The sequence below is a fragment of the Acidobacteriota bacterium genome (assembly GCA_016716435.1).
In the GTDB taxonomy this organism is placed as follows: domain Bacteria; phylum Acidobacteriota; class Blastocatellia; order Pyrinomonadales; family Pyrinomonadaceae; genus OLB17.
In genome coordinates this window covers 1,176,068-1,187,984 of the sequence record JADJWI010000008.1, presented here as the reverse complement: position 1 = coordinate 1,187,984, position 11,917 = coordinate 1,176,068, and the positions used below count along the sequence as shown (strand labels likewise).

Genomic DNA, 11,917 nt, shown 5'->3' with positions numbered 1-11,917 from the left:
TAGGGCAAATTCCGGTTCTTAGGTTTTCTGTTCAACGCCTGTCTCTAAACTAAATGCTTCGGTTACGGCCGGAGCCTCGCTGGCAACAGGTTTATTTTCAACGGGCTTATCAAGCAGCGAAATGGTGGCTTTTACTGATCCAAAACCCAGTTCATCACCCGGCTTCACCGCTGTTGCCTTGCCATAAGAAATACGCGAGCCGTTAACGAAAGTTCCGTTCGTCGAGCCCGTATCGGCTATCGAGAGGTTCATCTCCGCGTCGCACACAAGTGCGGCATGAAATTTTGAGACGCTCGTGTGGCCAAGCGCGATATCGTTCTCGCCGGTGCGTCCGATCGAAAGGCGGCTCCCGGAGGAGATCGCAGCGCGTTTTGTAGAAGTCGAACCGTCGATCGAAATGGTCATTACAAGTGTCGCAGTTTGCGACGGCGTCTCGAGCGCTTCCGAATCGCCATCGACCGCAACGACGTTCTCTTCGCCCACGATGGTCGCCGCCCGCTCGCCTTCCTCGGGGTCAAATTTCTCAAAGCTCACGACCAGCCGAACGCCCGATGTGAAATAGTCCGGCCGGACCTGCACCGAAAGCGGTGCGGCCGTGTAATAGTGCCGATCGTTGATGTGATCTATGGCCGCCACAGTTAGCTCATCTGTCAGCTTTTTGATCGACTCTTCAGCATCGGTCGAGAACTTGTCCCATTGCATTCTAAGTTCGATGAAATGAGGCACAACCCTTCGGCCGCCCGTGCCCGTCGTGGCGTGTTCATCGAGCAAAAGCCGCAATTTATCAGCAAGCTCGCTCGTCGCAAGCGAACTCGAAGGCCGCCATCCTCGCCCCGTCAGCTTATCAATCACGCTACCAGAACGTGTAAGGATTCCTTGAATGACTGATTCTATCCCCTTTTTCTTGACCAATTCAGGCATTTAAACATCTACGAACTAGGCTACATCCGGGTTCGGAGGTAATAACAGTGTCGCCTTCGGGCCGAAATCACAAAAAAGAGATTGCATAACAATGTTGTGCTGTGTAAAATAAGGTTGGAATGTTTCTCACATTCTGCCTTTCCTACTACTGGGCATTAACCTCGTTCACTTACGAAAACAAGCCACTCTTTTCCGGTTCCGGAGCCTTATGGACTATAAACATTCAAAAATATCGAGCGAAAGTGGATTCTCGATGATGGAACTCCTGATGGTTCTTGCCATCATTCTTGTGCTCTCCAGCGTCTCGCTCTTTTATCTTACGGCACATCAGACCCTGTACAAACCGGACGAGCAGGCTCTGTTGATAACCGACATTTTTCAAGAGGCGAGACAGAAATCCCTAACCCAACGGGAGACACATCGAATTGAGATCAATCGTACTCGGAAGACAGTTCGTTTGATCGACGAAAACACTCCCGCCACCGTAGATGACGACGCAGTGATCAGAGAGATGAACCTACTTGAAGACTCGGTTGTCTCTGTTGGGGTCAAGCCGGGGAACATTGACGTTAATCCCCCCGAACCGCTTCCGGTTCCGGATGCGGTTTTCCTTCCGAGCAACTATCCGACCAGCGTTGGTGACTCGGTCGCGACATATAGGTTTATGGCAAACGGAACTGTGACGAACGGTGGAAATACCGCCACGGGTAACGGAGCGGTCGTGACCGGTGGAACCGTCCACATTTGGTCGCCTAATGCGACAGAACAGGCCAATGCTGACATCGCACGTTCGATCACTGTGATTGGTTCGTCAGGTTCGGTCAGGCTTTGGGAATATGACCGCAGCCTGACAACGACCAACAAATGGAAAGACTCACGACGTTCCGGCACATACGGCGGCTTTACCGGCAACTAGGGCAGAGCGTGGAGGAAAAATGAAAGAACGGAAAACTCAACAAGGATTTTCATATATCGATGTGATGATCGCTATCGTCATCTTGATGGTTGGAATTCTCGCGATGCTTTCGGCCCTTACGGCCAATTTGGCCCGTGCAATGGAATCGGAAAAGCGAGTCGTAGCCAAGCAGATCGCCCTATCGACGATCGAATCGATAATCTCGGCAAAAGAGATCCGTCGGGCCGGAGTGTTCGAGGGGTGGGACTCGATCCGGAACAGTGATGCTCTTCCACCCGGAGGCGTATTCCTTCCCGGGTCGAGGCCGATCCGAGAAGAACTAGGGTGGGACGGAGTTGCCGGGACTGTAGACGATGCATGTGCCGAAACGGGCCCTTGCGCTGTTAGTGGCCGACCGACGAACGCGAGCCCTGTCATCAATGGATACGCTCGAACGATAGTGATCACTGACGTTGAAGACCCTGAACGTCCGTCGCCAACATACCCGATCACGCGTCGGCGGATAGACGTTCATGTTGACTACTTCATCAATCAAGCAACCCGACGTGAGACGGTTTCAACCATTTTGACGAGATACGAGGTCACCGACTAATGAAAAAACTTCATCGATCAGTTAATGAACTTAATCTCACCGCGCCAAAGCGACAAGACGGTTTCAGCCTAATTGAACTTCTTGTTGCGATGGTCATCTTTTTGATCATAACGGGAGCGATCTACGGATTGATGGAGATCGGAAGGATCGACAGAAATCGAGCAAGCCGACGAGCAGACATTCAAAAGAACGCGCGCGTGGCAGTTCACCTTATCGGGCGCGATGCTCTTAACGCAGGGCTCAGTTTCCATCGGGCTGGTGCGGTGACGCCGGACGACTTTGTTTCGACCCTTCTCGAAGTTCCGCCCGATGTCGATGATGAAAGAGATCTTCTCACTTCGATAGTCGCTGGAAACAACGTCTATACCAACAATATCAATCCCGACACCTCCACAAGGACGGATTCGATCTCGTTCGCGTTTCGGGATATGGACTTCAACCCGGATACGGCGCTCCCCGCGGACGAGCAAGTCGGTCGTCTGGTGATGCTCCAGAATGTAACAAACCCGTCCGGGAGTCCTGAGACTCCGCGGGTCCGCACGCTCGCAGCAAATGGTGCGGCGGTGGCTCGTCCTTTCCATCTTTACCTTGTCGAGTCTGACACGACCCAGGTCGCAGTCATGGCAACAAATGTGCAGGGTACGAATCAGATAGATGCGGCCACGGGCGATCCGCTTGGCCTTAACCAACCGTTGAACGGGTCAGGCGCGGAAGGCAGTGTGCTGCGACAATGCATCGATCAGAATGATGAGAACTGCACTACGTATGTAGCATCGATGAAGCGCTTTTTTCTCGTACAGTATCGGGTGAACCCGGACGGTACGCTTGTCAGGCGAGTTTTTGGCAACAACGTCGGGGCAGCCGCAGCGGATCAGATCCAGGAACAACCGCTGGCATATAACGTCCAGGACATGCAGATCGAGTATGTACTTAAAGACGGAACTGTGACCCCGACACCGAATGCAGGGCCTGACGGGATCGTCGGCACTGTCGATGACTTTACCGAGGGTTTCAATATGATTCGCCAGATCACCGTACGTATCTCCGTTCAGTCTTCGGAAAACGACGAACGGACAGGGCTCCCGGAAGTGATCACTCTTAATGCTACGTTTGCAACCCGAAACATGGAATACGATGCCGGGTAACAGCCGGTATTTGCTGAGAATAGAGGTGACTATGAAAATTTTCGTGTCAAAGAGACTAAGAACGCTGCAAAATTTAACCGGACGCGAGGACGGATCAGCGATCGTGATCGCGCTATTGGTGATGGTATTACTAATGGGCTTTGTTGTACTCGCCATCTCCCCGGACGAACAGCGAAACTATCTCCGCGGCGAATGACGCTGCGGAAACGAAGGCCTTTGACGCGAGTCACGCGAGCCTTGAGGTGATGACGCGGAATTTCAACAAGATTTTTGAGGTCAAACTTAATCCGGACCCTGCTGACCTTGCAAACGTTGAATCACAGGCTCCTCCTGGGTTCGACGACTATGATTTTGCAGGACAGCGAATCATTCGAACGGATGCTACACAATCGGTTGTTATGACCGAAGGACAGTTCCAGGGCCTGACCGCTTTGCGTGACGGTTGGCGGCTTGATTCTCCTGCCATCCACCGAGCAACAGGCGTTCAGGTTACTCTAAGCCGCCGCTTCTTTAACAACCGCATTCCGATCTTTCAGTTCGGTATTTTCTACGAGGATGACCTTGAGTTTCACCCCGGCCCCCGGTTTGATTTCGGTGGCCGTGTCCACTCGAACGGCAGTATCTTTCTGGCCGCTAATACACGTCTCAACTTCTCTTCAAAAGTTACTGCGCACGATCATATTTTTACCGATGTCCAGAAGAACGGATTCCCGTGGACCAATTGGAGTGATCAGGTGTACATCAAAGACGCTTCGGGTGTATTCCGCCGTTTGTTTTCGAGCGAGGGATCCGTACTTGAAACCGTTCCTAACGGTGCGCCTGTAACGAACAGCCCGCTTCCAACGACATATCGAAACGCAAACTGGGAAACGGTGCAGGCTCGCTATCAAGGCAATTTGCTGGCTTATCAGAAAACGCTTGAATTGCCGATCAAGCTTAATGCAAATATCAATGGAAATCCGGTCTCGCTTCGCGAGATTGTAAAGCGAACCAAGTCAGTCGGCGATCTCTGGAACGACGGCAGCGGAACGGATACGTCACCGAACATAGTCGCAGTAACTACTACAACGAAAGATGATCTGGTTACCGCAAGCGAGAGATATGCCAACAAGACAGGATTTCGTGTCCACCTCGCCGACAGCAAGGCAAAGCTTCCAGGATGCGCTACGGGCAGCGGAGCTGCTGTGACGACGCCGTGTGGTGTCCGACTCGATGGCTCTGCGGCCGGAGATGGCTCAAATCCGGCAGTCGGACAGGCTCGCGGCTATCAACCACTAGCGATGACCGGCCCGACATACGACGTTACCCGGCTCAATGGAGAGAGAGTCCATATCCCCGGACGTGAGGTTTGGATCAAGATCGATACCGTAGTTTACGACGCGACGACACAAACGTACGTTACGAACGACATTACGGCAGACATCCTGGCGCTCGGAGTCACAGAACAAGCTCCGACCGGCTTACTTCGCGATGGCTATACGACCGGAAGTGACGGCTCCGATGGGCGATCAATAATCAAGCTCCAGCGATTCGTAATGGGCGGCGTTGGGATCAATCCCGCCCATGCATTCTCGGCCCCGAACAACTACATGTATGTTTCGGGCTCTAACAACTATGTACTAGCGGCCCGGGTTTCGAATTCTCCTTCTTCTAACACCTGTGCGACCGCGGCCCGTACGGTCCGGAATGGCGGGTTATTCACCGCCAACGGTCACGGTTTCGACGCGGCGGCACAAGCGAACCAGGTCGCTCATATGAAGACCGCGAACGTCTCGGACGGCAGTGGAACATACGGATGTATGGTCCCGTTCCCGATCAAGATGTTTGACACACGCGAGGGGCTGTTCAACGACACGAACTCGGTATTCAACCCGACGGCAACCGCCAATTATGGCCCGGCAAAGGTGCCGTGGGCAGGTGTAATGAGCATCGTTGACGTCGATGTTAATAATCTTCGCCGATTTCTCCGCGGAGACTTCGACGGCGGTGTAGGAGTTCCTGGACTTCCGGCATCAACCCCTTTTGCTGCGATAGCCGGACGGCCTCTTCGCTCGACCGACATTCCGAGTGCCAATGGTTGGGTGCTTTATTTTTCAGATCGCCGCGGCGACTTTGACTTCGACGGCGAATACGACATGGAAGACATCTATGGTAATACGGATGGCGTTTTGCAGCCGGGCGAAGATGCCAATTTCAACGGAGTACTCGACCGGGCCGGCCTTACGACCGGCGAGGCGATCGGTTACACGGGATCGAGTGCCTCGGAGTCTCCGGACATCGCGGCCGTCTTTGACCACAAGTATTATCGGCGCGGCCTTCGCCTGATCAACGGGACCCGCCTGCCGGGCTTCTATGACAGCACCTCGCCAAACAACACACGCGGGTTTACCGTGGCATCTGAGAACGCGGTTTACGTTCAAGGAAACTACAATGCTACTGGGGTCGCATCGTACGGAACACCTACGCCGGCAAGCGACTACCTTCCGCAGAACACATCGGAACACATTCCTGCGTCTATTGCGGCCGACGCGGTAATGATCTTGTCTAATGCTTGGTCTGACGCCCGGAGCTTTAGATATCCTTTCTCAAAGGGTAACAGGTCGGCCTCAGAGACGACCGTCCGATTTGCACTCTTGACAGGTGACTCGCTTTCGAGCCTTAACGGCACGCCAAATCAGGGGGGCGGCGACCCGAGGATGAGCGGAGGTGTCCACAACTTCAAGCGATTCCTCGAAGATTGGGGAGGTGACCGGTTAAACTACAGCGGTTCGCTGATCAATCTGTTCAACGCAGCGAACAACAATGGTGCGTTCAAATGCTGCGATAAGGTGTACGGCCCGCCAAATCGAAACTGGGTCTTTGATACAACGTTCCTCAATGCGGACCGAATTCCGCCGGGAACACCCTTCTTCCAATCGATCCAGATCACCGGATTCGAACGGAGAAACTAGGCAGAAGTGCCTAGGCCACCAATCGAAAAGCGGCGGTTCCGCAAGGGAGCCGCCGTTTTTCGTTCTAGAATGGAAGCGAACTTTGGGCATATAATGTCGTAATATTTTGTGATGGTGTAACCGCGTTCTTTCATCCGATCGGCTTGCACCGGGAAGAATGTCAGAACTCAGGCTAGTAAACTCAAGGCTCGATAAACGTTACGAGATCACCGAACGGCTCGGCCGCGGTAGCTATGCCGAGATCTTTTTGGCGACGGATACGATCGCGGCCCCGAATTCACCGCACCGGCAGGTCGTCATAAAGGTCCTCAACGTCTTTCTTCAAGATGACGTAGATGATGACCTCGAGCGGACATTGGTCGAGAACTTTCAGAACGAGGCGATAGCTCTCGACCGCGTCCGCCATCCGAATATCATCAGCCGACTCGGCCACGGAACGGCCCGCGACCTCGATGGCCGAATGTTCCATTACCTCGTCCTCGAATATATGCCCGGCGGCGACCTGCACAAGGTCTGCCGCGAGCGGACGCTCGAGCTTTCCGAGGCGATCGGCTATCTTGAGCAGGTCTCGGCCGGGCTCCGGCATGCCCACGCCAAGGGCGTCATCCACCGCGACATCAAGCCGCAAAATCTGCTGCTGAGCGGCGACCTTAAGGTGGTCAAGATCGCCGATTTCGGCGTGGCCCGCGTCCATGCGACAGATGCCCCGATAACCCGCGTCGGCACCAACATCTACGCACCGCCCGAGCACAGCCCGTTCTTTGCGGGCAAAGAAGCGAACCGGCCGGCTTCAAGCCTGACGCCTGCTGCTGACGTCTATTCGCTTGCCAAAACGCTTTACACACTTGCGACCGGCGAGGCTCCGCGATTTTACGCGAACGAACCGCTTACCGACCTGCCGATGCAGGTGAGGAACGAGCCGTGGGCCAACGAACTCAAACGCGTGTTCCGCCGTGCAACGGATGAGGACGAGACGGTTCGGCATCAGAGCGTGGATGAATTTTGGGCAGACCTCGAGCCTGTACGGCGTCTGATCTCCGGTGGCGAGACCGAGACTCACGTTCGGCCGAAACTGCATACGATACCGCAGCCGCAGATCGCACTTGGTTATTCGCCGAACGCACCGACGAAGCCTGAGTTCGACACCTCGCGAGACCTTCGTCTGCGAATGCCGCTGATGCCCGAGCGTCGCGGGCCGGCACCGGTTGCCGACCAGCCGCGGATCGAGGAGCCGCTGGCGAACGGACACAGCGGGCGGGTTGCCCATCCGCTGCAGCAGGGAAATGGCCGATTTTCTGTTAATCTGGACGCACCGGCGGCGAACCCGGTCGGGCACGCACGCCGACGGTCAAGCCGCTTGAGAAAGGCCGTTCTCGCCGCGGTTGTTCTTGTGTTTTTCGGCATTGGGCTTTATGGCACGAGCGTGTATTTGCAGGGTCTTGGGCTGATTCCGGCATTTCAAAATCCGCTGGCCTCGGTTCCGGTCGGAATTACAAATACCGACGTAAACCTCCGCCAGGGGCCGAGTGCGAATACGCCGATCATCGGGCTTGTAACACGCGGCTCAGAGGTTCGTGTGCTGAAGCGCGAAAGCAATAATTGGTATCAGGTCGAGATAGTGAAGCAGGGAAGGGAACGCCGCGAGGAGCTCGCGAGCGGCAAGGGCTGGTTGAACGGCCGCTTTGTCGATGTAGAATAACTTTGAAGAGGTAAAAGCTTGGGAGTACTGGAAAAAGTCAGGCGTTGGATAGACGGCGAAACCGCCGAACTCGTCCTCGAGGAAGCGGCCCGCAACGCGCAGGTAAAACCGCGGAGCGAGGCTGAGGAATTTGTCGTGACCATCGCCCGCGAGATCGAGGCCATCATTCAGCGTGAAATGCTGCCGCTCCCGCAGGGAACGACCATTATTCCGACCGAATACAATGTATTCCTGAGCGAAGCCGATGATAAGGAATGGCACGGCATAAAGCGTCGGGGGTTGGAGCAGGGCCTTTACCACATACTCGCCGAGCGGGCCCGCGAGATCGCCGGAAAGAAGAAACTCGAGACGCGATCGTTTGTCATTCAACTCAGGGTTGATGGCACTCTTGAGCAAGGCAAAGTTCGAGTGATGCATAGTTGGGAGGATTCGGAATCCTCGAAAACCGGGGTGCTTAAACGCCCTCAGGCTCTGGATACGAACCCGTCACTGGGTCAAATATCTTCTCGCCAACCGAAACAGGCTCAACCACCGCCCGCGCCGGCATATGTGCCGCCGCGGCAGCCAGCTCAGCAACCCAAACCGTTCGACCCGACGCAGCAACCGACCGCAGTGAAGCTGCCGGTCGTCCGCTCCGATGATGGCGAGGTAATGACAAACGTCCGGCCGCGGGCGACGGAGCTTTATAAGCTTGAGATATGGCGTGGCGGCGTTCGACAGAGCGTTTTGCCGATCTATAGCCCGGAGGTGACCGTCGGACGCGGGTCGCGGTCCCGGCCGGTAGACGTAGCACTCACCGGCGATGCTGAGGTCAGCCGCCAGCACCTCAAGGTCGCAATGGATGGCCAAGGAAAGTACTGGGCCGTAAACCTGGGCAAGAATCCGGCTTCGATCGGAGGATATGAACTGCCCGAAGGCCAACTCGTTCCGCTTACACCGGGAACGAATCTCGTTGTCTGCAGTTACGTTTTGAGAGTACAGCCGAGAAGTTAAGGTTTACCCTCAAGCAGGGAAAATGGATAGTGCTTAAACTCTATATGCTGCAATAAATTAGCGAGTCCGTCTTCAGCCAGCACCTTCATTGTCCCGGTCGTGTCTAAACGCTTAGACAATACCTCTAAGTCGTCTCGGTCAAGAACAAGTGGTGCTTGTCCTGGCCAGATCAGGACATCCAGCTCAAGATCGACAAAACTTAAAGTGCTGCCTTCAAATTGCGGCAGTAAAGAGACATTGCAATACCAGTTACGGAAATTCCCGTCGGGCCGGGTGAAGGCGAAGATGTTATAAGGCCGATCGAGCCAGAAATACTCGGCCGAAACCGTACCCTTCTCGATGAGGCCCAGTGACGGATGCTCGACATCACGATCAAATTCACCTTTCAACTCGATCAAGACGTTTTCTGCCTTGATCAGTTCGCAAAGCCACCGTCGCCGGACGTTTCTGTCCCACTCAAGCGAAACGACCTCGATCGTGCTTCCCGGCGTCATTATTCCGCCGGCGGGCGAACCACCATCACCGAACACGGCGCATGATGCACGACCGACTGCGAAACCGAGCCAAGAAGCAGCCGCTCCCAACGGCTATAGCCGTGCGAGCCTACGACGATCAGGTCCGCGCCCCATTCTTCGGCCGTTTCAACAATACGGCTTTCAGGCGAACCAAATAGCACATCGCTCGTGACAGTTAGATTTGTGCAGATGCCCTCAAGCCGCTCGCAGGTTTCCGAAAGCACCTTTTCAGCGTGTTCGCGGGCCGTCTTTTCCATTTCGGTCGTATCCGGAAGATAGCCGCCATAAATGTCGATGGCCATCGGGACGGCCATATCGACGACGCTGACGATCTTCATTTCGTCAGTCGCTTTGAACGAGAAATTCTTGAGCATGTCGATGGCGGCTTCGCTCTGCTTTGAGCCGTCGGTCGCTAAAAGTATCTTCATTTTTTGTTTTCCTCCGAGGAGTGCAGGTTCCGTACGATTAGCACGATTCTATACCGAATCGCCGCGGCAATCCAGAATCAATCGTCCACTTGGTCGGGATCAATACCGAAGTAGTAGTTCCGGACCTTCGTAAGCAGGGAAAAAAGAATCAATCTCTCTGACTCCGTGAACTCAGAGAGCAGTTCCTCCTCCACCTCAAGCCAGACCTCCTCGACCTTCGCCCGCATAGCATGCCCTTCATCGGTCAAGTAAATTCGGGTCGCACGGGCATCGTCCTCAAGCCGTGTCCGGTCAACTAGCCCGACCTCGATCATCCCGCCGAGGATCTTGTTCACCGTCGGCGTTGCCAGGCCGATCTCGCGGGCGAGGTCCACCTGTCGACGACCATCGCGCCGCCATAGCTCAAACAGCACCGAGAGCTGCCCGCCGTGGAGTCCGACGGCGGCAAGGCGCTTCTCGAGATGAGCTTTATGTGCGGTCGCGACCCTCGAAAGCAAATGGCTTACTGTATCTTCAAATTTCATTTAGCCACCTTAAACACAATGATTTGCAGCCTCACTATATAATATTTGCTGGCTAATCAATGATAATTAGCGAGCTAATAATAACTGATTAGCGTGCTAATTATCAAACGTTAGCGGGCTACGCTTAAATAATTGAATCGTGTACGATTGTTTCGTGAACAACGTAGAAAAGCTTAAAGCCGCACGCCAAGTACTGCTCCGGCTCCACAAATCGCTTATCGATCGCGAAAAGGAATTCGCGGAAGGAATTCACGGTCCGATCACACCCAATATGTTCCTGGGGATGCTGCTTAACGATCCGGACTTTCAGTGGCTCCGGCGGTTTTCGACGGCGATCGTTGAGGTCGATGAATTGTTTGCGGCCAAGGACGGAATTAGCGACGAGGTGGTCGATGAGCATCTCGGGCGGCTCAAGGCCGTTGTGGAGATGGAGTCGGACGAGTATTTCGCGGCAAAGTACCAATCGGCACTTCAGCAAAGTTCGGAGATCGCCGGTCACCACAGCGAGTTCATCGCCTATATCGGCGTCGCGGATGACGATGAGGGTTAAGGCTGTGCGGGTTTTGCGATAACGGGATTGCTGAGTGTTCCGATCCCTTCGATTATGACCTCGCAGACGTCACCCGGATGAAGTTGGGAAACACCGGCTGGTGTTCCGGTCGCGATCACGTCGCCGGGCATCAGCGTCATCTGCCGCGAGATATACCGGACCAGGAACTCGACAGGGAAGACCATCTGCGAAGTTCGCCCAGTTTGCCGCACTTCACCATTAACGCGGCACTGCACCTCGATATCAGCAACGTCTAGTTCGGTCTCGATCTGCGGGCCGATCGGGCAAAAGGTGTCAAACGATTTTCCCCGTGTGAACTGAACATCGGCCCGCTGTATATCTCTCGCAGTCACATCATTTAAGCAAGTAAACCCGAGGATATACTTGAGGACGTCGTCATCGTCCGATAGGTCGTTTGCCCGTTCTTTCATCACTATCGCCAGCTCCGCCTCATGCTCAACCCTTTCGGATTGCGGCGGGATTACGATCGCTTCGCCGTCGCGGATAAGCGAGGAAGGTGCTTTAAGGAATAGCAGCGGTGCTTTGGGCACCTCGTTGCCAAGCTCGGCAGCATGATCGGCATAATTGCGGCCAACGCAAACGATCTTAGACGGTAAGTAGTCCTCTTTTATCTCGATCTTCATATAGCAAAGTGCTTAAAGTACGCTCTGCGTCTGATAACG

At 54.5% G+C, this 11,917-nt stretch carries 13 protein-coding genes; 8 read left to right on the top strand and 5 right to left on the bottom strand.

Annotated features, from left to right (window positions below; genetic code table 11):
- Window positions 1-18: 18 nt before the first annotated feature.
- The gene (locus IPM21_17425) at window positions 19-921 is read right to left on the bottom strand and encodes an FHA domain-containing protein (GenBank protein ID MBK9165653.1); all 903 of its coding nucleotides are present in this window, start codon (window positions 919-921) and stop codon (window positions 19-21) included.
- Window positions 922-1,129: 208 nt separating this feature from the next.
- On the opposite strand from IPM21_17425, the gene IPM21_17420 reads away from it, so the two are divergent.
- From IPM21_17420 to IPM21_17390, 7 genes are all read left to right on the top strand, one after another.
- Window positions 1,130-1,837: a prepilin-type N-terminal cleavage/methylation domain-containing protein gene (locus IPM21_17420; GenBank protein ID MBK9165652.1), complete on the top strand. Its 708-nt coding sequence runs from the start codon at window positions 1,130-1,132 to the stop codon at window positions 1,835-1,837.
- Between the two features lie 19 nt (window positions 1,838-1,856).
- Window positions 1,857-2,429 carry a hypothetical protein gene (locus tag IPM21_17415; protein ID MBK9165651.1) on the top strand — a complete coding sequence of 191 codons (573 nt, stop codon included), beginning with the start codon at window positions 1,857-1,859 and terminating at the stop codon, window positions 2,427-2,429.
- Window positions 2,429-3,574: a prepilin-type N-terminal cleavage/methylation domain-containing protein gene (locus IPM21_17410; GenBank protein MBK9165650.1), complete on the top strand. Its 1,146-nt coding sequence runs from the start codon at window positions 2,429-2,431 to the stop codon at window positions 3,572-3,574. Before IPM21_17415 ends, IPM21_17410 begins: the two co-directional genes overlap by 1 nt.
- A 31-nt stretch (window positions 3,575-3,605) precedes the next feature.
- The gene (locus IPM21_17405; protein MBK9165649.1) at window positions 3,606-3,770 is read left to right on the top strand and encodes a hypothetical protein; all 165 of its coding nucleotides are present in this window, start codon (window positions 3,606-3,608) and stop codon (window positions 3,768-3,770) included.
- Window positions 3,771-3,972: 202 nt separating this feature from the next.
- The gene (locus IPM21_17400; GenBank protein MBK9165648.1) at window positions 3,973-6,525 is read left to right on the top strand and encodes a hypothetical protein; all 2,553 of its coding nucleotides are present in this window, start codon (window positions 3,973-3,975) and stop codon (window positions 6,523-6,525) included.
- A gap of 157 nt (window positions 6,526-6,682) precedes the next feature.
- Window positions 6,683-8,224, top strand: coding sequence for a protein kinase (locus tag IPM21_17395; protein MBK9165647.1), 1,542 nt, complete (start codon window positions 6,683-6,685; stop codon window positions 8,222-8,224).
- Window positions 8,225-8,242: 18 nt separating this feature from the next.
- Window positions 8,243-9,217: an FHA domain-containing protein gene (locus IPM21_17390; protein MBK9165646.1), complete on the top strand. Its 975-nt coding sequence runs from the start codon at window positions 8,243-8,245 to the stop codon at window positions 9,215-9,217.
- Here the strand turns inward: IPM21_17390 and IPM21_17385 are convergent.
- The 3 genes from IPM21_17385 to IPM21_17375 all read right to left on the bottom strand — a co-directional run bounded on the left by IPM21_17385 (window position 9,214) and on the right by IPM21_17375 (window position 10,684).
- A complete protein-coding gene (locus IPM21_17385; GenBank protein MBK9165645.1) occupies window positions 9,214-9,711 on the bottom strand; it encodes a DUF402 domain-containing protein in 498 nt (165 codons plus the stop codon). The two genes, IPM21_17390 and IPM21_17385, sit on opposite strands and share 4 nt — an antisense overlap.
- Window positions 9,711-10,160, bottom strand: a complete 450-nt coding sequence (locus IPM21_17380; protein ID MBK9165644.1) for a universal stress protein — start codon at window positions 10,158-10,160, stop codon at window positions 9,711-9,713. Before IPM21_17380 ends, IPM21_17385 begins: the two co-directional genes overlap by 1 nt.
- Before the next feature lie 77 nt (window positions 10,161-10,237).
- The gene (locus IPM21_17375) at window positions 10,238-10,684 is read right to left on the bottom strand and encodes a winged helix-turn-helix transcriptional regulator (GenBank protein MBK9165643.1); all 447 of its coding nucleotides are present in this window, start codon (window positions 10,682-10,684) and stop codon (window positions 10,238-10,240) included.
- Between the two features lie 154 nt (window positions 10,685-10,838).
- Here IPM21_17375 and IPM21_17370 point away from each other — a divergent pair, with 154 nt between their 5' ends.
- Window positions 10,839-11,234 carry a hypothetical protein gene (locus tag IPM21_17370; protein MBK9165642.1) on the top strand — a complete coding sequence of 132 codons (396 nt, stop codon included), beginning with the start codon at window positions 10,839-10,841 and terminating at the stop codon, window positions 11,232-11,234.
- On the opposite strand, the gene IPM21_17365 is transcribed toward IPM21_17370, so the two are convergent.
- Window positions 11,231-11,878 (bottom strand): fumarylacetoacetate hydrolase family protein, encoded by a 648-nt coding sequence (locus tag IPM21_17365; protein MBK9165641.1) that lies wholly within the window; start codon window positions 11,876-11,878, stop codon window positions 11,231-11,233. The two genes, IPM21_17370 and IPM21_17365, sit on opposite strands and share 4 nt — an antisense overlap.
- Window positions 11,879-11,917 lie beyond the last annotated feature (39 nt).